This is a genomic window from Streptomyces pratensis, assembly GCF_037137275.1.
Classification (GTDB): domain Bacteria; phylum Actinomycetota; class Actinomycetes; order Streptomycetales; family Streptomycetaceae; genus Streptomyces; species Streptomyces pratensis_B.
Map to the genome: position 1 here is coordinate 272,681 of NZ_JBBBEN010000098.1, position 22,618 is coordinate 295,298.

The following is a 22,618-nucleotide window of genomic DNA, read 5'->3' on the forward strand; positions in this document are numbered from 1 at the left end:
TCTCACGGGTGGCTCACAGAGTGGGGCCATGACGACGACCTCGCCCCTGGGGCGCACCGAACTGCTCAGGCCGGACCGCAGCCGCGTCCGGGTCCTGGTCGTGGACGACGAGGCTCCGCTCACCGAGCTGCTCTCGATGGCGCTGCGGTACGAGGGGTGGGAGGTGCGCAGCGCCGGGGACGGGGACGGGGCCGTACGCGCCGCCCGCGACTTCCGCCCGGACGCGGTGGTCATGGACGTGGTGCTTCCGGACACGGACGGGCTGTCCGTGCTGGGCCGGCTGCGCCGGGAGTACGCCGATGTGCCGGTGCTCTTCCTGACCGCCCGGGACGCCGTGGAGGACCGGATCGCCGGGCTCACGGCGGGCGGCGACGACTACGTGACCAAGCCGTTCAGCCTGGAGGAGGTCGTGGCCCGGCTGCGCGGCCTGATCCGCCGTTCGGGCGCGGCCGTCGCCGCCGGGCGGAGCGAGTCGACGCTCGTGGTCGGGGACCTGGTCCTCGACGAGGACAGCCACGAGGTGAGCCGGGGCGGGGACGCGATCCACGTGACGGCGACCGAGTTCGAGCTCCTGCGGTTCCTGATGCGCAACCCGCGCCGGGTGCTCAGCAAGGCGCAGATCCTGGACCGGGTCTGGAACTACGACTTCGGCGGGCAGGCCAACGTCGTGGAGCTCTACATCTCCTACCTCCGGAAGAAGATCGACGCGGGACGGACGCCGATGATCCACACGCGGCGCGGGGCGGGGTATCTGCTCAAGCCCGGGGAATAGGCGGCCACGTTCTACGACCCGGCCCAGCCGGTCGCGTGACGCCGTCGCCCCCGGCCCTCCGTGGGCGCCGCGCTCGCGGCGCGCTGGGCCGGGGCAGGTGCTCCCTTCCCGGCCCGTTCGGCCCGGCCTGGCCCGCCCCGTATGCCGCGCGTCACCTGCCCCGCCCCGGCAGCAGCAGGTCCGCTACGACCGCGCGGTGGTCCGACGCGACGCTCGGCGGGACCCACGCGGCCCGGACGAAGACGCCTGTGCGGGGCCGGTCGCGGGCCTTCGACACCGCCACGAAGTCGATTCGCTTGAGGGGGGCCTGCGCGGGGAATGTCGGCGCACCCGGGTCGGCGTCCGTCAACTCCTGCCACAGCGGGGTTAGTTCGGGGGCGTCGGGCTCCGCGTTGAAGTCGCCGAGCAGGATCTTCGGGCCCCGGTCCTCGGCCATGACGCGTCGGGTGTCGGCGACCTGGGCGACGCGTACGGCGGGGTCCGGGCGGTAGTCGAGGTGGGTCACATACACGTGCACCGGCAGCCCCCTCACCCGTACGACGGCCTCGCCGAACCCGGGGGCCAGGGCCGGCGCCGGGTTCGGGTCCTGGGTGGAGAGCCGGGTGATCTCGTGGTTCTCGGCGCTCACGACGGGGTGCCGGGACAGCACCGCGACGCCGAACTCCGGTCGTGGAAGGCCTGGTTCGGGCGGGTCGAGACTGTAGATGGGGGCGAAGAAGACGTGCATGCGCAGTCGGCGCGCCAGTTCCTTCGCGAGGTCCCGCCGTTCGCTGCGGGCACCCCAGTGCCGGTCCACTTCCTGAAGGCCGATCACATCGGCCTCCATGGACCGCAGTTCGCCCGTCAGGCGGTCCAGGTCGAAGACGCCGTCCGCGCCGGCTCCGGCGTGGATGTTGTACGTGGCGACGCGCAGCGGCACTCCGCCGCCGGGCCGTTCGGGTGTGTCGGCGGTGGAGGCGGCAGCGGGCGGAGCACAGAGCACGCCCAACAGGGCCGCGGTGGCGGCGAGGTGCGGGGAGCGGCGCATACGGCGTGTCGGTGACATGGCTCTCCAACCGGCAGGAAGCGCACAGGGCCAGGCCGGGCCGGATCGGGCGTCACCCTGCCGGACCGGATCTGCGTCGAGAACCGTACCGTTCCCGCGCCGCCCGGCCCACCGTCGCGGCAGGGGCGACGAGGGGCGCCGGCGGGGCGTGGTGCCGGACCCGGCGCTCCGCGAAAGGGGCTTGTACACCGTAGAGTGCTTGTTCTACGGTGTACAAGCACTCGCCTCCTGTACGCCGTAGAACACCCGAGCTCGACGGCCGGAGCGCCGAGAACCGAACGCCGAGCACACCCCGCACACCGGGAACCGCACCGGAGCTCAAGGAGCCCGCATGACGTCGCCCGCCGCCCAGCGGCATGACCCCGCCCCCCAGGCGCACCCGCAGCGCTGGCTGATCCTCGGCGTCATCTGCCTCGCCCAGCTCACCGTGCTGCTCGACAACACCGTCCTCAACGTCGCCATCCCCTCCCTCACCACGGAGCTGGACGCCTCCACCGCCGACGTGCAGTGGATGATCAACGCCTACTCGCTCGTCCAGTCCGGCCTGCTGCTCACCGCGGGCAGCTCCGCCGACCGCTACGGGCGCAAGAAGATGCTGGTCGTGGGCCTCGCCCTCTTCGGCATCGGCTCGCTGACGGCCGGGCTAGCGCAGTCCTCCGGTCAGCTCATCGCGGCCCGCGCCGGCATGGGCGTCGGCGGCGCCCTGCTGATCACCACCACGCTCGCCGTCGTCGTCCAGATCTTCGACGACACCGAACGGGTCAGGGCGATCGGCCTCTGGTCGACCGTCAACTCCCTCGGCTTCGCCGCGGGCCCCCTCGTCGGCGGGGTGGTGCTCGACCACTTCTGGTGGGGAGCGATCTTCCTCATCAACATCCCGGTCGTCCTCGTCGGCCTGGTCGCCGTCGTCCGGCTCGTGCCGGAGTTCAAGAACCCGCGCGGTGAGCGGCCCGACCTGCTCGGCGCCGTGCTGTCCACCATCGGGATGACGGCCGTCGTGTTCGCGATCATCTCCGGGCCCGAGCACGGCTGGGCGTCCGGCCGGGTGCTGCTGACGGCGTTCGCCGGGGTCGCCGTGCTCGTCGGCTTCGTCCTGTGGGAGCTGCGCATCCCGCACCCGATGCTCGACATGCACTTCTTCCGGAACCAGAAGTTCATCGGCGCGGTGGCGGGCGCGATCCTGGTCGCCTTCGGGATGGGCGGCTCGCTCTTCCTGCTCACCCAGCACCTTCAGTTCGTGCTCGGGTACGGGCCGTTGGAGGCGGGGCTGCGTACGGCTCCGCTGGCGCTCACCGTGGTCGCCCTCAACCTCACCGGGCTGGGGGCCCGCCTCGTGCCGAGGATGGGGACGCCCGCCACCATCGCCGCGGGCATGAGCTGCCTGGCGGCCGGACTGGCCGCCATCGCGGTGCTCGGCCGGGACGGGTACGGCGGGATGTTCCTGGGCCTGGTAGTGATGGGCGCGGGGATCGCCCTCGCGATGCCCGCGATGGCCAACGCCATCATGAGCGCCATCCCGCCGGAGAAGGCCGGGGTGGGCGCGGGGGTCAACGGCACGCTCGCGGAGTTCGGCACCGGTCTCGGGGTCGCGGTGCTCGGCGCGGTGCTCAACTCCCGTTTCGCCGCCCTCGTCCCGGCCGCCGTCGGAGCCGCGTCGCTGCCCGCGGCCCTGGCCGCCGCCGAGGGCCCGGGCGAACGCGGGCGCATCAAGGACGCTTTCGCCTCCGGACTGGAGACCAGCCAGCTGGTCGGCGCGGTCGCGGTGCTCGCGGGCGGGCTGCTCGCCGCACTGCTGCTGCGCCGGGCCGAACGGGTCGAGGCGGAGGGCGGGGCGGGGCGGCCCGCCGCCGCGGGCACGCCCCCCGGTGCGGAGCGGGCCGACGAGGCGGCGTCCGCCCGCGACGCGGCGGCCGCCGACGGCGTGGAGAGCGCCCCTGACGGAAAGGCGGCCGGCCAGGTGGAGACGACGGGGGAGCGGGCAGGCTCTTCCGGACCTGCGGCATAGCATCGGACGGGGCGCGTACCGGATCGTCAGCGTCCGGTACGCCGTCCTTCCAGCAGGGCCGCCCCGGCGGGGCGGCCCGCGCAAGACGAGGAGAGTACGCCATGGTGTCCGCGTCCGACCGTGGGAAGAGCGCCGCGCGGACCAGTGTGTGGCTGGACCAGCGGGCGCCTTCGCGCTCCCGCAGATCCGAGTCGCCGGCCGGCCTGGACCGCGACCGGATCACCGGGGCGACCGTGCGGCTGCTGGACGCCGAAGGCCTCGCCAAGTTCTCGATGCGCCGGCTCGCGGCCGAGCTGGACGTCACCGCGATGTCCCTCTACTGGTACGTCGACACCAAGGACGACCTCCTGGAGCTGGCCCTCGACTCGGTGTACGCCGAGATCACCCCGCCGAGCGAGGACCAGGAGTGGCCCGACCGGCTGCGGGAGGCCGCCCGCAGCTACCGCGAACTGCTCGTCCGCCACATCTGGATCTCCCCGCTGGCGGGCACCTTCCTCAACATCGGCCCGAACTCGATGCTGTTCTCGTACGCGGTCCAGGACATCGTCCGGGCCACCGGCCTCCCGCTGGAACGGCAGACGGGAGCGCTGGCGGCGGTCTTCCAGTTCGTCTACGGGTTCGGCACCATCGAGGGCCACTTCACGGCGCGGTGCGCCGCCACCGGGCTCTCCCAGGACGCGTACCACCAGCAGGCGATGGGCGCGATCCGGTCGCTGCCGCACCTGAGGAAGATCGTCGATTCCTCCGAGGACCTGATGGCGGCCCGGGGCGGGGACACCGTCGAGGAGATGCGCGAGCGGGACTTCGTCTTCGCGCTCGACCTGCTGATCGCGGGCATCGAGGCGATGCGCGACCGGCCGCGCCCCGACACGGGGCGCGGGGGCGCACCCGCGCGGGACAACGGCGACGCCAGCGGCTCGGCCGGGGGCGGCGGCGCGCGCCGGGGAGACCGGACGGCCCGTCAGTAGCCGCGGCCCAGGTCCACCGCCAGCTCGGGGCGGCGGCCCGCCGCCAGCGCCTCCCAGCACGCGGTGAAGTCCGCGACGACGTCCTCGTCGGCGGTGATCCCCGCGGAGTGCGAGGTGATCACCGTACGGGGCAGTCGCCAGACCGGGTCGTCGGGTGCGGCCGGTTCCTCCGGCAGGACGTCGAGCACCGCGCCCCGCACCCCGCCGCCCCGCAGCGCGGCCTCCAGCGCCCCCAGGTCCACGGTCGCCCCCCGGCCCACGTTGACGAACGTCGCGCCCCGCATCGCGCCGAACCGGCCGGCCCCGAAGAAGCCCTCGGTCGCGGCGGTCGAGGGGAGCGTCGAGACCACCCACCGGGCGGCGCCCAGCGCGGCGGCGTCCTCGTCGGCTCCGACCACCCGGTCGAAACCCGGCGCGGGCCCGGACCGTGCGGTGCGGGCGACGCCCACGGTGCGCAGGCCGCAGCCGCGCAGCAGTCCGCCGACGGCCGTGCCGATGCGGCCGGCGCCATAGACCAGCGCGGTCTGCCCGGCGGCCAGCTCCGAGGGGAGACGCCGCCACTGAGCCCGGGCGTGCAGGGCGGCGAACTCCGGTACGGACTGGCATTCGGCGAGCACCCAGGCCAGGACGTACTGGGCGATCCGCTCGCCCATCCTGCCCACGGTCCGGGTCAGCAGCGCCCCCGCCGGCCAGGGGGTGGCGCAGAGCAAGGCATCCGTCCCGGCGTTGACGCTGTGGAACCACAGCAGACGCTCCGTGCGCAGCGCTTCGGGCAGCGCTGACCCCACACAGAGGAGGGGGGCGTCCTTCGGGCCGCTCCGCGGGGCGTCGTACAGGGGCTCCGCGCGGCGGCCGGTGATCCGCTCCAGCTCCCGCACCAGCCCGCCGTCCAGCTCGGGGGCGGTCAGCAACCGCGCCCGCGCGAGGGCGGCGCGGCCGGGCAGACCCGCCGGGGCGGGCAGCGGTGCTCCGGAACCGGCGCTCGGGGGGCCCGGCACCTGGCTGAGGGGGGCCGCGGGGCCGGTGCTCCTGTACTCCACGGTCAGTTCCCCGGGGCGAGGCGGGCCGGGAAGCCGCCGGTCGAGACGGGCCCCCAGCGCTCCGGCGTGACACGGATGATCGACTTTCCCTGCTTCAGCATCGCCGCCCGGTACTCGTCCCAGTCCGGGTGCTCCCCCGAGATGTTCCGGAAGTACTCGACGAGCGGTTCCACCGAGTCGGGGGCGTCGATCACCTCGGCCGAACCGTCGATCTGCACCCACGGCCCGTTCCAGTCGTCCGACAGGACGATCACGCTGACCCGCTCGTCGCGCCGGACGTTACGGGTCTTGGCGCGCTCCGGATACGTCGACATGACGATCCGCCCCGCGTCGTCCACGCCGCAGGTCAGGGGGGAGCCCTGGGGGCGGCCGTCGGACCGGGCGGTGAGCAGGACCGCCCGGTGCCGGGGGCGGACGAACGCCAGCAACTCGTCGAGGGCCACGCGGGTGTTGGTCGCGATGTGGGGTGCCATGCCCACCACCCTACGACCGGGGCCGTTCACTGTTCCGGCAGCGCCTCGCCCCGCACCGCCTGGACGTCCAGCTCCACGCGCAGAGTCGTGCCGATCGCCGAGATGCCGGCCTGGACGACCTGGTTGTAGTTCATCGCGAAGTGGTCGCGGCGCAGCTCGGCGGTGGCGTGGAAGGCCGCGCGGACCCCGCCCCACGGGTCGGGCCCGGTGCCGAGGTAGCTGAGGTCCAGGTCGACCGGGCGGGACACGCCGCGCATGGTCAGGTCGCCGTGGACGGTCCAGCGGTCGGGGCCGGTCGGGGAGAGGCCGGTGGAGCGGTAGACGATCTCCGGGTACCGGTCCGTGTCCAGGAAGTCGGGCGAGCGCAGATGCTTGTCCCGCATGGTGTTGCCGGTGTCGATGCTCGCCGCGCCGATCACCGCGTCGACCCGTGAGCGGGCGATGTCCCCGGCGATCTCGATCCGGCCGCCGAAGTCGGTGAACCGGCCGCGCACGCTGGAGATCCCCAGGTGCTGGGCGACCGCGGCGACCGAGGAGTGCGCCGGGTCCAGCGACCACGCTCCGGGCGGGGGCAACTCCACCCCGCCCTGCCGGGTCAGCACGATCTGGCCCCCCTCGATCCGGCCGCTCGCGGTGACGAGGGCGGTGGACGCCGCGGGCGCGTACCCGACCGCTGTGACGATCACCGTGTACGCGCCGGCCGGCAGCGAACCGTCCGTGCGGACGGCCCCGTCCTCGTCGGCCGCGGTGCGCAGCACCTGGGCGCCGGTCATGTCGGTGACCGTCACGACGGCGTGCTGGACCGCCCAGCCGTCCCTCGTCCGTACCTGTGCGCGAATTCCCATCCCGTACCTCTCTCCTGGCTCGTTGTCCCGCGGGCGGTTCGACGGCGCCCCGGGCCCCTGTGCGGCGGGCCCCGGGGCGGGGCCCGTTCCTCCCGGCCGGGACAGACTCTCCGCCAGAAGTGCCGTCCGACCAGGGGTCTTCGCGATCCCTTCACGTGAACACGTGGTGACTCATGTGTTCACGCGTGCCCCCGCAGGCGCTCGTGTGCGCCCGTGGGGGCGGGCCGGTCACTCCCCCGGGTGGGCGAGTTCGATGTCGTGGCCGTCGAGGCCCGGCCCGGTCACGGTCACGGCGCCGGCCACCGGGGGGTAGCCGGTCGCGATGACCGAGTACTCGCCCGCGTCCAGGTCGGCGAAGGCGTACGCGCCGTCCTCGCCGGTCGTCGCGGTGGCGACCACGTTGCCCGCCGCGTCGATCAGCGTGACCCGGGCGTCGGTCAGCGGGTTCCGGGCGGCCCCGGCCCGTACGACGCCCCGGACCGTCGCGCCGGACCGCAGCACGGCCTCGACGCGGCTGACGCCCTGGCCGCCGATCTCCACCGGCAGCGCCAGCGGGCGGTAGCCGGACGCGTTGACCGCGACGGTGACCGATCCCGGGGTCAGCTCGCCGAACCCGAACTCACCGGTGGGGCCGGTCGAGCCGCTGGCCAGCACATCGCCCCGTACGTCGGTCACGATGACCATCGCGCCCTCGACCGGTGCACCGGACCCGTCGGCCCGCACGGTTCCAGCGAGCCCGCTGGTACCGGAGAGCAGGACGTCGAAGGCCAGCGGCTCCTCCCCGACGACCACCGTGGAGGCCTGCGGCTGGAAGCCGTCGGCGGAGGCGATCAGGACATAGCTGCCGGGCCCGGGCGCGTCGAGGGTGTAGCCGCCGTCGGCCCGGGCGACGGAACGCCCGAGCTGACGGCCGCCCAGCGAGATCAGCGTGACGGCCGCACGCCCCACCGGAGCGTTCTCCGCGCCGCGCACCACGCCGTGGACCGGTGTGCCCGGTGACGGCTCCGAGACGCCGGGGGCGCCGGGGGCGTCCAGCACGGTGTCGTGCGGGGCGTCCTGCACGGTGTCGACCGAGGTGACCCCGGCCGCGCCCTCGGAGACGAGCCCGGCGGCGGCCGGCGCCTTCGTCTCCAGGGGGGCGCTGTCGGGCTGCGGGAGGTCGTTCCCGGCACTGGTCTTGAGCGCGACCTCCTTGATGAAGAGGGTCACGACGAAGGCGACCAGCGCGCAGGGAGCGGCGTAGAGGAAGACGTCGCCGACGCCGTGCCCGTACGCGTTCTCCATGATCGTGCGGAGCGGCTCGGGCAGCGTGTCCAGGTCGGGGATGCCCCCGCCGGCCGCGCCCTGTCCGAAGGCCGCGCCCTCGGGGCCGAGGTCGGCGATGCCCTCCTTGACGTAGTGCGTGACCCGGTTGCCGAGCACCGCGCCGAGCGCCGAGACGCCGATCGCGCCGCCGAGGGACCGGAAGAAGGTGACGACGGAGCTGGCGGAGCCGAGGTCCTCCGGCGCGACCTGGTTCTGTGTGGCGAGGACCAGGTTCTGCATCATCATGCCGATGCCGAGGCCCATGACGAACATGTAGACGGCGACGTGCCAGTACTCCGTGTCGTACCGGATCGTGCCGAGCATGCCCAGCCCCGCCGTGACCAGGAAACCGCCGCTGACCAGCCACGCCTTCCACCGGCCGGTCTTGGTGATGACCTGGCCGGAGATCGTCGAGGAGAGGAACAGGCCCGTGATCATCGGGATGGTCATGACGCCGGACATCGTCGGCGACTTGCCGCGTGCGAGCTGGAAGTACTGGCTGAAGAAGACGGTGCCCGCGAACATGGCGATGCCGACGAACAGCGAGGCGACCGAGGCCAGCGTGATGGTGCGGTTGCGGAAGAGGCGCAGCGGGATGATCGGCTCGCTGGCGCGCGACTCGATGAGGACGAAGGCCAGGCCGAGCAGGACCGAACCCGCGACCATGACGTACGTCTGCCACGACAGCCAGTCGTACTTGTCGCCCGCGAAGGTCACCCAGACCAGGAGCAGGGACACGGCGGCGCTGATGAAGAAGGCGCCGGACCAGTCGACCTTGACCTCGCGCTTGACGACCGGAAGCTTCAGGGTCTTCTGGAGCACGATCAGGGCGATCACCGCGAACGGCACACCCACGTAGAAGCACCAGCGCCAGCCCATCCAGCTGGTGTCGGTGATGACGCCGCCGAGCAGCGGGCCGCCGACGGTGGCGACGGCGAAGACCGCTCCCAGGTAACCGCTGTAGCGGCCGCGCTCGCGCGGGGCGATCATCGCGGCCATCACGATCTGGGCGAGGGCGGCGAGACCGCCGACGCCGACGCCCTGGACCACCCGGCAGGCGATGAGCATGCCGCTGCTGGTGGACAGCCCGGCGACGACCGAGCCCAGGACGTAGATGAGCAGGGCTATCTGGACCAGCAGCTTCTTGCTGAAGAGGTCCGACAGCTTGCCCCAGAGCGGGGTGGTGGCGGTCATGGCGAGCAGCGAGGCCGTCACGACCCAGGTGTAGGCGCTCTGCCCCCCGCCCAGGTCGGAGATGATCTCCGGCAGGGCGTTGGAGACGACCGTCGACGACAGGATCGCGACGAACATGCCGAGCAGCAGCCCGGTCAGTGCTTCCATGATCTGCCGGTGCGTCATCGGCGTGCCGGCGGCGGCCTCGGGGGCGGCGTGGCCCCCCTGGCCTCCGTGCTTGGCGTGGCCGCCCCGCACACCGGGGGGTGTGGTCGTAGCCATTGAGTTCCTTATCCGTGCGTGTTTGCTTCTGTTACACAGGTGTACGGGTGTGCGCGGCGTCGCCGGACCGGGTCCGGCACTCACCGGTGTGGCTTCCGGGGGCACAGCCGCCGGCCCCGCGGCAGGCGAAGCTGTCGCGGAGCCGGGAGAGCAGCGCGTTGAGCTGCCCGACGTCCTCGTCGGACCAGTCCGCGAGGTTGTGGGCGAACATCTCGGTGGTCCGCCGGCTCAGCTCCTGGAGCTGGGCGCGGCCGCCGGGTGTCAGCCGGAGGATGCGGGACCGTCTGTCCGCCGGGTCCGGGGAACGTTCGATCCAGCCGTGCTCGGCAACATGGGCCACATGGCGGCTGGTTACCGACATGTCCACGGCCAGCAGCTCGGCGAGCCGGCTGATCCGCATCTCGCCGTACCGCTCCAGGAGCGTCAGCACGGCGGCGGAGCCGCCGGGACAGTCGGGGGGCAGTGCGCGGGAGAGCCCTCGCTTGACGGCCCCCACAGCGCTGAGCTGCCGGGCCAGCTCTTCGTACTGACTCCGTGCGGCCACGGGACCCCCAACGGGCTGACGCGGACGATGACGCCGATGTTGTTGCTTAGGGCAACCATAGAAGCCGTTGGTTGCTACAGGCAAACGAAAAGAGGCTTGCAGAAGTAAAGGAACGCCAAAGCCTCCGTAGGGCGGGGGTCAAGGCCCCGGGGTGCAGGGGCGCAGGGGCGCAGAGGCGGGCTCCGGGCGGGCGACGGCGGCGGTCCGGGGTGTGTCGGGGTGCGCGCTGCCCTCCGGTCCGGGGGCGATCCGGGGGTGTCGGGGTGCGCGCTGCCCTCCGGTCCGGGGGCCGGGGGCGCCTCGCGTACCCCCGAAGCGACGGGCTCCGGCGCGGGCCCCGGCGCCCCGCGGTGCGGGCTCCGGTGCTCCCCGGGGTCCGGCGTCCCGCGGTGCGGGCCCCGGGGGTTGGGCCGCAGGTCCGAGTTCGCTAGGGTCCTGCTCCATGGCACACAACCCCCACGCCCCTCAGCCGGGCCCCGAGGGCACCCCGGACCCGGCGGGCAGCACGCAGATGTTCCGCGCCTTCGTCGACGAGGGCGAGCCGCAGCGTCGGCAGCAGCCCGCGGCGACCTCGTCCGGTCCGAAAGTCGGAGTGATCGCGGCCGTGGTCGCGGTCGTCGTCGTCCTCGGCGCGGTGGCCTGGCTCGCCCTGGGCTGACCCGAAGAGGCACGACCGCAGGACCCGACCGCGCGGGGACGGGCGGCGGCACGGCGACCGCCGGCCGCGGCTCGGCCCCGCGCGGTTCTCGTGTGCCGCCGGGGCCGCCCGTCCGGGCGCCCCGCAGACCGGCTATGGCCCCGCTCGCGCCGCGTCGGCGGCCGACGTGCCGTCCGCGCGGCGTGCGCCCGCCAAGGCGGCGCTCAGGACGGCGCTCCGACCGCTGTCCGGGTCTCACGGCGGACGACGCGGTCCGTCCTCTCGCGGCTGCCAACGCGGCCCGGTGTTCCTGCGGCTGACGGCCCGTCCACTGGATGGCTCCTGTCCCGGCCTGCGGGCCGCTCTGCCCGGCAGCGGCCCGAGAGATCCGGCCGCCGGGCTCCCGGAGGGGGCAGCAGCCGGAGTGCCGGAGCCGGAGTCCCGTGACGCCGGTGGGCGGCGAGCGTCGGCTCAGTCGGAGATGAGTCCTTCTCTGAGCTGGGCCAGGGTGCGGGTCAGGAGCCGGGAGACGTGCATCTGGGAGATGCCGACCTCCTCGCCGATCTGTGACTGGGTCATGTTGGCGAAGAACCGCAGCATGATGATCTGGCGTTCGCGCGGGGCCAGTTTGGCCAGGAGCGGCTTCAGCGACTCGCGGTACTCGACCCCCTCCAGCGCGGCGTCCTCGTAACCGAGGCGGTCGGCCAGCGACCCCTCGCCACCGTCGTCCTCGGGCGAGGGGGAGTCGAGCGAGGAGGCGGTGTACGCGTTGCCGACGGCGAGACCGTCGACCACGTCCTCCTCGGAGACCCCGAGCGCGCGGGCCAGCTCCGGGACGGTCGGCGAGCGGTCGAGCTTCTGGGCCAGCTCGTCGCTGGTCTTGGTCAGCGCGAGCCGCAGCTCCTGGAGGCGCCGGGGGACCCGCACGGACCAGGAGGTGTCGCGGAAGAAGCGCTTGATCTCGCCGACGACCGTGGGCATCGCGAACGTCGGGAACTCGACGCCCCGTTCGCAGTCGAACCGGTCGATGGCCTTGATCAGGCCGATCGTGCCGACCTGGACGATGTCCTCCATCGGCTCGTTGCGGCTGCGGAACCGCGCCGCGGCGTACCGCACCAGCGGCAGGTTGAGCTCGATGAGCGTGTCGCGCACATAGGTCCGCTCCGGGCTGTCCGTGCCCTCGGGGCCCGAAGCGGGACCGAGTGCGGCGAGCCGCAGGAACAGGGAGCGGGACAGAGTACGGGTGTCGATGGCTTCCGGCGAGCTGGTGAGCACGGCGGGTGCCGGCACGCTCTTCGTGAGCGTGAGCACCTTCGAGCTGCCCTGTTCTGCGGACATGCCACCCCCTTGAGGTCGCGGACGGTCGCGGCGGCCACGACCATCGGAGGAACGCAGCCTCCACCTGAATACCGGAGGCGGGGCTGCGGCAAACGCGCTTCGAGCAGAATGTCACATGTCGGCAACACGCTGTAGTGACATGTCGACAAGTCTGTGGCGAATCCGCCCTGGAAACAGGGGGTGTAGGGCTTTTACACCGTCAGAATCGCTCTCCGCGTGGTCTACCCGTTCCGGCTACGCCTCGATCCTGTTTGCGGATCTCAGTCGAGCGAAACTTCGGGCCAGAAGCCTTGACACATGCATCTGGGAGACGCCCAGCTCCGCACTGATCTGGGACTGGGTCAGGTTGCTGTAGTAGCGCAGAAGGAGGATGCGCTGCTCGCGCTCGGGGAGCTGGACGAGGAGGTGCCGGACGAGGTCGCGGTGTTCCACGCCCGCCAGCGCGGGGTCCTCGTAGCCGAGCCGGTCGAGCAGCCCCGGCAGCCCGTCGCCCTCCTGTGCGGCTTCCAGTGAGGTCGCGTGGTACGAGCGCCCGGCCTCGATGCACGCCAGCACCTCGTCCTCCGAGATCCTCAGCCGTTCGGCGATCTCGGCGGTGGTGGGGGAGCGGCCGTGCGCGGTCGTCAGGTCCTCGGTGGCGCCGGTGACCTGGACCCAGAGCTCGTGGAGCCGGCGGGGGACGTGGACGGTGCGCACGTTGTCGCGGAAGTACCGCTTGATCTCGCCGACGACGGTGGGCATCGCGAACGTGGGGAACTGCACGCCGCGGTCCGGGTCGAATCGGTCGATCGCGTTGATCAGCCCGATCGTGCCGACCTGGACGACGTCCTCCATCGGCTCGTTGCGGCTGCGGAACCGTGCCGCGGCGTACCGCACGAGGGGAAGGTTCGCCTCGATGAGGGCGGCCCGGACGCGGCCGTGTTCCGGGGTGCCCGGCTCCAGGCCCTTCAGTCGGCCGAAGAGCACCTGGGTGAGCGCCCGGGTGTCCGCGCCGCGGGCCCGGGCGGGTGTGGCGGAGGGGTCCGGGGTCTCGGTCTGGATGTCCTCGGTCTGGACGTTCTGGGGAGGCACTTGAGGCGCTGTACTGGCCGGCACGGTGACGCCACCCCTTTGCGGTCAACTACGGTCAACTCATCCGTCAAAAGCGGTCATAGCATCACAAGACATGTCCACCGTGTGCAAGCACCGCAAAATGCCGTGTTGAGTCGCAAGAGCAGCGAAGAACACGACGAAACCCCCCGCCTGAACGGCGAGGGGTCGACGGAACCGGGGGCGACCGGTGACCGTGAAGGATCAGAAGGGGTAGTCCGCGATCACCCAAGTGGCGAATTCACGCCACTGTCCGGCGGCGGCCTGGTGCGCCGGGTGCTCGATGTAACGCTTGAGGGCGCCCTCGTCGGCGACCGCGGAGTTGATCGCGTAGTCGTACGCGATCGGCCGGTCGGTGATGTTCCAGGCGCACTCCCAGAACTCCAGCTCCGGGATCTGCCCCTCCAGCTCCCGGAAGGCCCGGTCGCCGGCCACGACTCTCGGGTCGTCCCGCTCGACGCCCTCGTTCAGCTTGAAAAGGACCAGGTGGCGGATCATCCGGGGTTCTCCTACCTCACCAGTTCTGACATGAAGTCGCCGACGCTCCGTGCGGCGCTGGAAATGCCTTCGAACCCTACCTGGACCAGCTCAGCGGCCCGCTGCGGAGACATGATGATCGTGTACAGCACGAAGACCACCACGACGTAGGTGATGATCGTCTTTGCCTTGGCCACGATCCTGCCTCCCCCTCGACCCCTTGTGTGATCGGGTGATTGTATCCGCACGGATGGCCGTATCCGGTGGCCGTTTCAGTCCACTGACGCGTCCTTTAAGGACCTACGACCCCGCCATCGAGGTCTTGCGCCCGGCCTCACGGCTCCTGTGGCCCGGCACGATGGATACCGAGCCCGACGGGACCAGACAGGACCCGAGAGGCCGGAACAGGGCCTCTCTGTGGGGTCACCGCCGCCGATTCCCCCCTGACCGCGGCGGACCGGACCAGCAGGTCCTGTTCTCACCGGGGGAAGCGGCTTGTCCCCCCGATGCCGCTTGGAACAACCCCGCACGCGCGTGGACGACGCGTGGCAGTTGAGCGGCGCGGCCCGCATGCAGGGAACAACCCCGCACGCGCGGGGACGACCAGTCCACGCGAAGGGGGCCGGAGCCACTGGCGGGAACAGCCCCGCACGCGCGGGGACGACAGGCCCCAGTGCAGATCCCTGCCGGGGTGCCCGGAATAACCCCGCACGCGCGGGGACGACGAGGAGACCATCGAGCCGGACGACACGGGGGTGGGAACGACCCCGCACGCGCGGGGACGACAACAGCTCGCCCACGGCGGCGGCCTGCTCCTCGGGAACAACCCCGCACGCGCGGGGACGACATCTGGAGGGGGGCCCGGTTCGTGGGGGAGTGGGGAACAACCCCGCACGCGCGGGGACGACGACTTCGTGGCCAACCGGCCCGAGGGCGGCGAGGGAACAACCCCGCACGCGCGGGGACGACCCGACGGCGATCTGCACACCGATGCCGCTCACGGGAACAACCCCGCACGCGCGGGGACGACCACGACATGACCTTCGAGACCCCGGCCGGCGCGGGAACAACCCCGCACGCGCGGGGACGACCGTGGGCCCGTTGACAGTGGAGGCGCGTGATCGGGAACAACCCCGCACGCGCGGGGACGACACCGTGGCGCCCCACATGTCGCGGGCGACCGCGGGAACAGCCCCGCACGCGCGGGGACGACCAGCCGTTCTTTCCGTAGGTGATCTCCCGCGAAGGAACAACCCCGCACGCGCGGGGACGACCGGACCGTCGTCAGCGGTTCCGGGCCTCCGTCGGGAACAACCCCGCACGCGCGGGGACGACGTTGACCGCGTGGAGCCGGGCCCGCTCATACGGGGAACAACCCCGCACGCGCGGGGACGACGGGGGTCATGCGCTTGCGGTCCTCCGCACCCAGGGAACAACCCCGCACGCGCGGGGACGACACCGTCGACTCCCCGCCGACGACGGACGGGGTGGGAACAACCCCGCACGCGCGGGGACGACGCCCTGTCGACGTACTGCGCGGCCTGGTCCAAGGGAACAACCCCGCACGCGCGGGGACGACGATTTCAGCTGCTCCACCGTGGTGCCGTTGATGGGAACAACCCCGCACGCGCGGGGACGACGAGCGGTACGACCGGAACGGCGAGAGCAGCGAGGGAACAACCCCGCACGCGCGGGGCCGACTTCGTCGCCGCGTACAGGCGGGACGCCACCGCGGGAACAACCCCGCACGCGCGGGGACGACTCCGCCAGGCCGCAAGACCGGATGGCGGGTCCGGGAACAACCCCGCACGCGCGGGGACGACCCCCTCGTTTGTTCTTCAGGCGGAGTTAGAACGGGAACAACCCCGCACGCGCGGCGACGACCTTGAAGCCGGCCGCGACCTCCGCGAGGGGCAGGGAACAACCCCGCACGCGCGGGGACGACGAGCGCATCCGGCACTCCGGGCCCGACACCCGGGGAACAACCCCGCACGCGCGGGGACGACGCCGACCTCGGCGGCTTCATCGGCGCGGTGGCGGGAACAACCCCGCACGCGCGGGGACGACCGCACCGCGACCGCCACCTCACCCGGCGCCAAGGGAACAACCCCGCACGCGCGGGGACGACCGCCCTCACCACCACGGTGGGGTGCGGGGCCGGGGAACAACCCCGCACGCGCGGGGACGACCCGCCGCGCCGGCTGCGGCTCCGGCACCGGAGGGGAACAACCCCGCACGCGCGGGGACGACGTGACTGATGCCGATGTACAGCAAGCAGCCGTGGGAACAACCCCGCACGCGCGGGGACGACGCACCACTTCGCGTGGGCGCGCAGGATCCGCCGGGAACAACCCCGCACGCGCGGGGACGACACTCATCTCGTGCGCTCATCGGTCTACTCCTCGGGAACAACCCCGCACGCGCGGGGACGACGCCCCCTTTGTTCGATACTGCGTGATCACTCGAGGAACAACCCCGCACGCGCGGGGACGACACCACCCGGTCGACGCGGGTCTTCCCGGACGCGGGAACAACCCCGCACGCGCGGGGACGACCTCGGCGGCTCCCGATCGACCTTCACCCGGTCCGGAACAACCCCGCACGCGCGGGGACGACTCGTCTCGGTGACGCCCGTGCCGATGACGAGGGGGAACAACCCCGCACGCGCGGGGACGACAGGCGGACCCAGCCGGGGCCGGTGGGGTCCTCGGGAACAACCCCGCACGCGCGGGGACGACACCTCCGGGCTCAGATCCCCATCAGCCCAGCCGGGAACAACCCCGCACGCGCGGGGACGACAGGAGCTGCCGGGCCACCGCCAGGGCAGGCCGGGGAACAACCCCGCACGCGCGGGGACGACGGCGACTGCGGGCAGGTCCACGCTGCCGAGGAGGGAACAACCCCGCACGCGCGGGGACGACTCGTCCGTGAAACGCCGCGTCGAGTCCCACTCGGGAACAACCCCGCACGCGCGGGGACGACGATGAGCGGGAGCTGATCGGGACCGCGATCACGGGAACAACCCCGCACGCGCGGGGACGACGTCGGCGCGGAGGTTCGTCAGAGCGCGAGCCAGGGAACAACCCCGCACGCGCGGGGACGACTGTGTCGTCTGCCCCTGCGGCACCGTCACCGGAGGAACAACCCCGCACGCGCGGGGACGACTAGGCGGTGTGCCGGTCGATGTCCGTGCGCCGGGAAACAACCCCGCACGCGCGGGGACGACGCAACTGACGATCGAAATCGGCTGAGCCCCGCGGGAACAACCCCGCACGCGCGGGGACGACCTCCCGCCGTGCTCCTCGTCGTCTTGGTCGTCGGGAACAACCCCGCACGCGCGGGGACGACATGCGGTAGGCGTGGCGTGCGGCGGCCGGAGGGGGAACAACCCCGCACGCGCGGGGACGACCACCCCTTTGGTGGGGTTGGCCGCGTGGAGGAGGGAACAACCCCGCACGCGCGGGGACGACGTGTTCGGGCTGCTGCCGGTGGCCGTGTGGTTGGGAACAACCCCGCACGCGCGGGGACGACCGCGGGCCCCGACAACTTCAGGTTGTCGGTCAGGGAACAACCCCGCACGCGCGGGGACGACGCCTCCGCCTGCACGGACGAAGACCCCGAGCTGGGAACAACCCCGCACGCGCGGGGACGACCTGGAACCGGCAGCAGTTGTCCAACCAGCTTCGGGAACAACCCCGCACGCGCGGGGACGACTCGCCGCCCAGCTGGTCCAGGTTCACGGTCTGGGGAACAACCCCGCACGCGCGGGGACGACACCGTCCGCGCTCGGGGAAATCCGGGGCGGGCGGGAACAACCCCGCACGCGCGGGGACGACCTCGACTCGGTCCTGGACGCGAGCGAGGGGCAGGGAACAACCCCGCACGCGCGGGGACGACGACCAGGTCGTTCGTCGTCATGGAGCCCTCACAGGAACAACCCCGCACGCGCGGGGACGACGGTGGGCCCGATGAAACTGACGTGCTCTCCCTGGGAACAACCCCGCACGCGCGGGGACGACATCGCGGACCCGATCGATAGAACCTTGTCGAGGGGAACAACCCCGCACGCGCGGGGACGACAACGAAATGCCGCGCCTGACGGCCTCGACGATGGGAACAACCCCGCACGCGCGGGGACGACAACGCCCCGGTGACAGCAGCTTTACGATGGGTGGGAACAACCCCGCACGCGCGGGGACGACAGCAGAGCGCGGCGTGTCGAGATCCAGGAGTCGGGAACAACCCCGCACGCGCGGGGACGACGATCTCCATGGGCATGTCCGAGGTCGCGGGCAGGGAACAACCCCGCACGCGCGGGGACGACAGTCATTGACGTGGTGTTTTACGCGGGCAGGAGCTTGTTTTTACCCACTTCTTTGAATTCGGACATAAGGGCCCTTCTGTCCCGTGGTGAACGCCGACCCGCCTCTGCCCTCATAGCCGCGCGCACCTACCTCCCGCCCCCGAACCTCCGTCGTTTCGACGCCTTGCTCCAGCCCTGGCGGGGAACATCGGCCGTCGCGCTCCCCGGGCTCCCCGCCCGCGGGGCGTGGGTGCTCGGGCGGTGGATCAGCGTGAGGCCCTCGTGGTCGGTTGGGTGCCAGGTGTGGTCGTGGGTTTCGAAGGCGTAGCCCTGCTCGTTGTCCGTCTGGTAGGCGAGCAGGGCGCGGCCCTGGCCGGCGTACTCGCGGACTTCGGCCCACAGGAGGTCGCGGATGCGGGTGGTCGGAGAGCCGAGGAAGACGCCCGGGGAGATTTCCAGCAGCCAGCGGGTGAGGAAGCCTCGGAGGCCGACCGGGCAGTTGGTGAGGACGATGACGGTCACCAGACGATCTCGTCTCCGTGGTTGCGCCCGCCCTCGACCATGACATCTCCGTCGGACTGGAGCGTGACCCGGTCCGACGACGTGCTGTCCGCCTGGGTCGTGTCTCGGGTGCCGTCGTAGCCGAGCAGGTCCTTGATGTCCTGGACACAGCGGTCGAGCAGGCCCATCCGATTGATGCGGTCCCGGAGCATCCGGCGGGTCCGGGCCGCGATGTCGTCCACCCCCTCGACTGCCGCGTCGAAGGCGGCGGGAATGGCGATGTCCGTCTTGTAGAAGTCTGCGACGTCCATGACGAACGAGCGTTCGTGGCCGGAGTGGACGAACCCCAGCCCCGGCGAGCAGCCAAGGGCCACGACGACGGAGTGGGAGACGCCGTACATGCACTGTGCGGCGGCGGTGATGGCCTGGTTGGGGGCATCCCCCGCCGAGAAGTCGTCACGGTGGTACTCCCGCTTGCGCCAGGGGACACCCGTACGCAGGGACTCCCGTTTGTAGCACTCCCGCAGCCGCGTGCCCTCCTTGCCGAGGAGTTCTTTGCGGGTGCGGCCCGTGGTGTCCTCGCCCGGAAACCGCAGGCGGTACATGGCGCGGGCCACATCCAGCCGCGTACGCCGGTTCGCCCAGGCGGTGGCCTGCGCCTCGATCAGGCCCGAGGAACGCGTCAGGGCCCGCCCGCCCGCGTAGTACCGCACCCCGTGCTCGCCCACCCAGGCCACGCCCGCACCGCTGTCGCCCAGGAGCGCCATCGCCTGGTGGGTGACGCGGGTGCCGGGGCCGAGCAGGAGGGTGCCGATGGTGGCGGACGGGATGTGCGTCACGCCGTCCGCGTCCTCGGCGGTGATCGCGTTGGAGTCCCGGTGCACGGTGCACCTCTCCAGGTACACGAACGAGAGCCGGTCGCCGATCCGGGTGAGCTCGCGGGGCGTGGACGCTCCCCTGCGGCCGACCGTGCTCACGCCTCCCCCTTGCCCAGCACCGGGGCCAGCGTCATCAGGCCGCAGCCGTACGCCTTGGCCTTGCCCAGGCCGTGGGTGAGTGTGCGGCGGAAGAGCTCCGGATCCGTGACGCGCAGGCGCCCGTCGAAGGTGACCTTGGTGATCTGCACGTCGCTGTTCCCGCGCGTCGTCTCCGATGCGCGTCGGAATTGAAGAGGGGTCTGGTCGCGGACGATCAGTTCGTGCACGTCGCCCTCGGGCAACAGGCGTCGCTCCTCCGGCTTACGGACGACCTCGAAGCCCGCTCCCTCCTCCCGCTTCAGCAGCCAATCCATCTGGTGACGGGGAGATTGGTGCGCGGCTCGTTTCGTTCGTTCACCCTCCTTGACGTGCTCGTGGCGGATGTTGTGCACGGGGTTCGCCGTGAGCCTGAACCCCCAGGTGTCGCCCGGGTGGAGGGCGGTGAGGAAATCGGTGTACGCGAACGTCGTCCACCCGGGCTCGTCCGAGGCAGGCCAGCCCGCCTGCTCGACCAGGTGGGTCAGGTCGGGGCGGCCGGGGCTGACGATGTACAGCAACGTCTCGGAGGTCCCGTTGCGGTCGACCCGCCACAGCACCCGGGGGCCCGAACCGTCGCGGGAGGGCGGCGTGGGGAAGGAGGCGTTCACCGCGCCGTGTACGCGGTGCGGCGAGCCGAGCAGCCGGCGGGCATCGGCTCGTGCGGTGTTCACACGGAAACGGGTGAGGTACATCAGTCGGTCCTCGGTGTGACGGGCGTGAGCAGGGCGGTGGGCTCGTGGGGCGGCGGTGACGGCCGCGCTGCCCCGGCCGCGACGGGCACGCGGGTCTCGGTGGTCCGCACACCCCGCAGCCCGTAGCGACGGTGGCGCGCGTCGAAGCTCAACGGGAGGTCCCGCAGGGTGATGTCCGGCAGCCGGTCGGGGTCGGGTGGGCTGTCCAGCAGGAGGTCCAGGCGTACTTCGTCGGGCGATGGCACCCCTCGGCGACGGAACGAGGCGGCACGGTGGTTCCGGTACCAGCCGGACGCCTCCCACGGCGCTTCCCGCAGGGCCGGCTCCAGCTCCCCGTCCAGCGGCTCCGCGACGGTCACCGGTCGCGACGGCGGGCAGGAGCGGCGGCCCAGGTACGGCAGGAACACGGGCTCCAGCAGCGCTTCGTACAGCCGCTGTACGAGTCCGGGGTCGCCGCTCACGCCTGCCACGAACACCGCGTCGGCGAGGTAGAAGCGCTCCGACAGCGGCATCGCCTTGAGCGTGTCACTGTGGTGCGCCGTCTGGAAGTCGCGCAGCCGGGTGCCCGGCTGGTCGACGCGTACGCCGAACTCCAGCGCCGCGAGGTCGGTGAGGTCGGCGTCCCGCCTGCGTCCCTGGGCCGCGGCGAGGAGGCCGATGACGCCGCTCTTGGTCGGAGCGTTCTCCGTGGTGCGGCGGGTGAACCGGGCCGCCGATCCCCACGACTGGAGGGGGCCCGCGAGCCGCAGCAGCAGCACGCTCATGCGCCGGGCTCCGGCGCGACGCCCGGCCCACCGTCCGTACCGCTGGTACCAGTGGCCTGCCCCGCGTCAGAGTCCTCCGGCGCCAGCCGGGTGACCACCGCGTCGCCCACGGAGGCCAGCAGCTCGGCCAGGCTCACGGACTTCCCCAGCGCCCCCAGGGACTCCGTCCCCTTGCCCACGCGGAGGACCCACCCCTCCGGGCCGTCGGAGAGGCCGAAGCTCGTCTCCAGGTCCGGCACGAACTCGGCGAGCCTCTCGCAGCTCCCCTTGAGGAAACCGCCCTCCCGACCCACGCCGACGGGCTCCTCGAAGGCCGCGACGTAACTGACCGGGCGGCGGGAACGGACCTTCACCACCACCGCGGCGGGCAGGGTCTGGTTGCCGAAGGTGTTGATCTTCCCGGTGGGGAGGGAGGTGATGAACCCTTCGAGGAACGCCGTGACGGCCCGCCGTGTGGGCTCCGCCGGCTGGGCGTCGTCGTGTCCGGCGCCCAGGTTCTCCTGGAGGCGGTTCACGTCGAGCGCGGCATACCGGTAGAGAGTCGCTGAGTTGAAGTCGATCGTGCCGATCATCCCGGCGCCGGTCTCGGCGTCCGTGTTCTTGTCGTCCACCGCCGTGTAGTAGTCCGACTCGACTTCCACGGCGTGCACGCTCAGCGCATGAGCGACCTGGGCCGCCGCGTCCACGTTCAGGTCGGTCGAATCCGCGACCATGCGGCCGAACAGGGCGATGTCCACCGAGTGCTCGGTGAGGACGAGCTGCTTGGCCCTGGCCTTGTTCTCCTTGTCCTTGAAGAAGTCCTTGAGCGCCTTGACGTCACCGCCCTTCCCGCCTTCGATCGTCATCGCGGCGAGGGCGTCGTATTGCCGGTCGCTCAGGAACATCAGGTACGTGGACTCGGCGGCGGGGTCCTCCACGTCCTGCTTGCTCTTCCGGGCAGGGACGACGACCTTCGACCCGGTCGCCGCGGTGATGGTCTCCGCCGCCAGGCTCTGCGCGGCAACACGGGACAGCGACGGGTCCAGGCCCACGACCCTGTCGGCGAGGACTCCCACGACCTTCTTCGTGCGGACGCCGAGTTCGGACGGGTCCAGCAGTTCCGCGAACGCCTTGCGGGTCGCCCTCTTCCACGCCTGGCTGGACACCCGGGAGCGCCGCACGCCCCCGTACGTCGCCGACTTCGGCGTCCCCGTGTCGTCACGGTTCAGATTGCTCGGCGGAACGGTCTGGAGGATGTGGATATCGAGAATTGTCCGGTTCAGGGTCACGCGTGCTCAAATCCTCTGTTCGTCGTCGTGTGCGGAAGGTGTTCTACGAGGGGAGGGCGAAAGCGGGGCCGTCGCGACGGC

Annotated in this window: 19 protein-coding genes and 1 CRISPR repeat array; of the genes, 4 read left to right on the top strand and 15 right to left on the bottom strand. The window is 72.1% G+C overall.

From position 1 onward, the window contains the following. The first annotated feature begins 28 nt into the window (after nucleotides 1-28). Nucleotides 29-772: a response regulator transcription factor gene (locus V9U70_RS25055; protein WP_336678754.1), complete on the top strand. Its 744-nt coding sequence runs from the start codon at nucleotides 29-31 to the stop codon at nucleotides 770-772. A 151-nt stretch (nucleotides 773-923) separates the two neighbouring features. On the opposite strand, the gene V9U70_RS25060 is transcribed toward V9U70_RS25055, so the two are convergent. Next, nucleotides 924-1,817 carry an endonuclease/exonuclease/phosphatase family protein gene (locus tag V9U70_RS25060; RefSeq protein ID WP_336678755.1) on the bottom strand — a complete coding sequence of 298 codons (894 nt, stop codon included), beginning with the start codon at nucleotides 1,815-1,817 and terminating at the stop codon, nucleotides 924-926. 331 nt (nucleotides 1,818-2,148) lie between these two features. Between V9U70_RS25060 and V9U70_RS25065 the strand changes: the two genes are divergently transcribed. Beyond that, nucleotides 2,149-3,822 carry an MFS transporter gene (locus V9U70_RS25065; protein WP_336678756.1) on the top strand — a complete coding sequence of 558 codons (1,674 nt, stop codon included), beginning with the start codon at nucleotides 2,149-2,151 and terminating at the stop codon, nucleotides 3,820-3,822. 101 nt (nucleotides 3,823-3,923) lie between these two features. Beyond that, entirely contained in the window at nucleotides 3,924-4,790 is an 867-nt protein-coding gene (locus V9U70_RS25070) for a TetR/AcrR family transcriptional regulator (RefSeq protein ID WP_336678758.1), read from the top strand. Here V9U70_RS25070 and V9U70_RS25075 read toward each other — a convergent pair. The 5 genes from V9U70_RS25075 to V9U70_RS25095 all read right to left on the bottom strand — a co-directional run bounded on the left by V9U70_RS25075 (nucleotide 4,784) and on the right by V9U70_RS25095 (nucleotide 10,452). Next, nucleotides 4,784-5,752: a D-2-hydroxyacid dehydrogenase gene (locus tag V9U70_RS25075; protein ID WP_336678812.1), complete on the bottom strand. Its 969-nt coding sequence runs from the start codon at nucleotides 5,750-5,752 to the stop codon at nucleotides 4,784-4,786. The genes V9U70_RS25070 and V9U70_RS25075 overlap by 7 nt on opposite strands. A gap of 80 nt (nucleotides 5,753-5,832) precedes the next feature. Then, a complete protein-coding gene (locus V9U70_RS25080; protein ID WP_336678760.1) occupies nucleotides 5,833-6,303 on the bottom strand; it encodes a PPOX class F420-dependent oxidoreductase in 471 nt (156 codons plus the stop codon). A gap of 26 nt (nucleotides 6,304-6,329) precedes the next feature. Then, nucleotides 6,330-7,148 carry a YceI family protein gene (locus tag V9U70_RS25085; protein ID WP_336678762.1) on the bottom strand — a complete coding sequence of 273 codons (819 nt, stop codon included), beginning with the start codon at nucleotides 7,146-7,148 and terminating at the stop codon, nucleotides 6,330-6,332. A gap of 228 nt (nucleotides 7,149-7,376) precedes the next feature. Beyond that, complete coding sequence (locus V9U70_RS25090) at nucleotides 7,377-9,812, bottom strand: MFS transporter (RefSeq protein WP_473828708.1); 2,436 nt, start codon at nucleotides 9,810-9,812, stop codon at nucleotides 7,377-7,379. 127 nt (nucleotides 9,813-9,939) lie between these two features. After that, nucleotides 9,940-10,452, bottom strand: coding sequence for a MarR family winged helix-turn-helix transcriptional regulator (locus V9U70_RS25095; RefSeq protein WP_336678765.1), 513 nt, complete (start codon nucleotides 10,450-10,452; stop codon nucleotides 9,940-9,942). A 442-nt stretch (nucleotides 10,453-10,894) separates the two neighbouring features. On the opposite strand from V9U70_RS25095, the gene V9U70_RS25100 reads away from it, so the two are divergent. Further along, on the top strand, nucleotides 10,895-11,110 hold the full coding sequence (locus V9U70_RS25100; protein ID WP_336678767.1) for a hypothetical protein: 216 nt from the start codon (nucleotides 10,895-10,897) through the stop codon (nucleotides 11,108-11,110). A gap of 450 nt (nucleotides 11,111-11,560) precedes the next feature. Here V9U70_RS25100 and V9U70_RS25105 read toward each other — a convergent pair whose 3' ends face one another. The 9 genes from V9U70_RS25105 to cas7e all read right to left on the bottom strand — a co-directional run bounded on the left by V9U70_RS25105 (nucleotide 11,561) and on the right by cas7e (nucleotide 22,531). After that, on the bottom strand, nucleotides 11,561-12,427 hold the full coding sequence (locus V9U70_RS25105) for an RNA polymerase sigma factor SigF (RefSeq protein WP_336678769.1): 867 nt from the start codon (nucleotides 12,425-12,427) through the stop codon (nucleotides 11,561-11,563). A 234-nt stretch (nucleotides 12,428-12,661) separates the two neighbouring features. After that, on the bottom strand, nucleotides 12,662-13,522 hold the full coding sequence (locus V9U70_RS25110) for an RNA polymerase sigma factor SigF (protein ID WP_336678770.1): 861 nt from the start codon (nucleotides 13,520-13,522) through the stop codon (nucleotides 12,662-12,664). 198 nt (nucleotides 13,523-13,720) lie between these two features. Then, nucleotides 13,721-14,014, bottom strand: a complete 294-nt coding sequence (locus V9U70_RS25115) for a Dabb family protein (RefSeq protein WP_336678772.1) — start codon at nucleotides 14,012-14,014, stop codon at nucleotides 13,721-13,723. Nucleotides 14,015-14,025: 11 nt separating this feature from the next. After that, complete coding sequence (locus V9U70_RS25120) at nucleotides 14,026-14,190, bottom strand: hypothetical protein (protein ID WP_336678773.1); 165 nt, start codon at nucleotides 14,188-14,190, stop codon at nucleotides 14,026-14,028. Between the two features lie 317 nt (nucleotides 14,191-14,507). Beyond that, a CRISPR array of direct repeats spans nucleotides 14,508-18,317; the repeat unit is 29 nt; unit sequence GGGAACAACCCCGCACGCGCGGGGACGAC. A 126-nt stretch (nucleotides 18,318-18,443) separates the two neighbouring features. Continuing rightward, on the bottom strand, nucleotides 18,444-18,818 hold the full coding sequence (gene cas2e / locus V9U70_RS25125; RefSeq protein WP_336678775.1) for a type I-E CRISPR-associated endoribonuclease Cas2e: 375 nt from the start codon (nucleotides 18,816-18,818) through the stop codon (nucleotides 18,444-18,446). After that, on the bottom strand, nucleotides 18,815-19,774 hold the full coding sequence (gene cas1e / locus V9U70_RS25130; RefSeq protein ID WP_336678777.1) for a type I-E CRISPR-associated endonuclease Cas1e: 960 nt from the start codon (nucleotides 19,772-19,774) through the stop codon (nucleotides 18,815-18,817). The genes cas2e and cas1e overlap by 4 nt, the downstream gene beginning before the upstream one ends. Beyond that, complete coding sequence (cas6e, locus tag V9U70_RS25135) at nucleotides 19,771-20,505, bottom strand: type I-E CRISPR-associated protein Cas6/Cse3/CasE (RefSeq protein ID WP_336678779.1); 735 nt, start codon at nucleotides 20,503-20,505, stop codon at nucleotides 19,771-19,773. Before cas6e ends, cas1e begins: the two co-directional genes overlap by 4 nt. Then, a complete protein-coding gene (cas5e, locus tag V9U70_RS25140) occupies nucleotides 20,505-21,269 on the bottom strand; it encodes a type I-E CRISPR-associated protein Cas5/CasD (RefSeq protein WP_336678780.1) in 765 nt (254 codons plus the stop codon). Before cas5e ends, cas6e begins: the two co-directional genes overlap by 1 nt. Then, nucleotides 21,266-22,531, bottom strand: coding sequence for a type I-E CRISPR-associated protein Cas7/Cse4/CasC (gene cas7e / locus V9U70_RS25145; protein ID WP_336678814.1), 1,266 nt, complete (start codon nucleotides 22,529-22,531; stop codon nucleotides 21,266-21,268). The genes cas5e and cas7e overlap by 4 nt, the downstream gene beginning before the upstream one ends. Nucleotides 22,532-22,618: the final 87 nt, after the last annotated feature.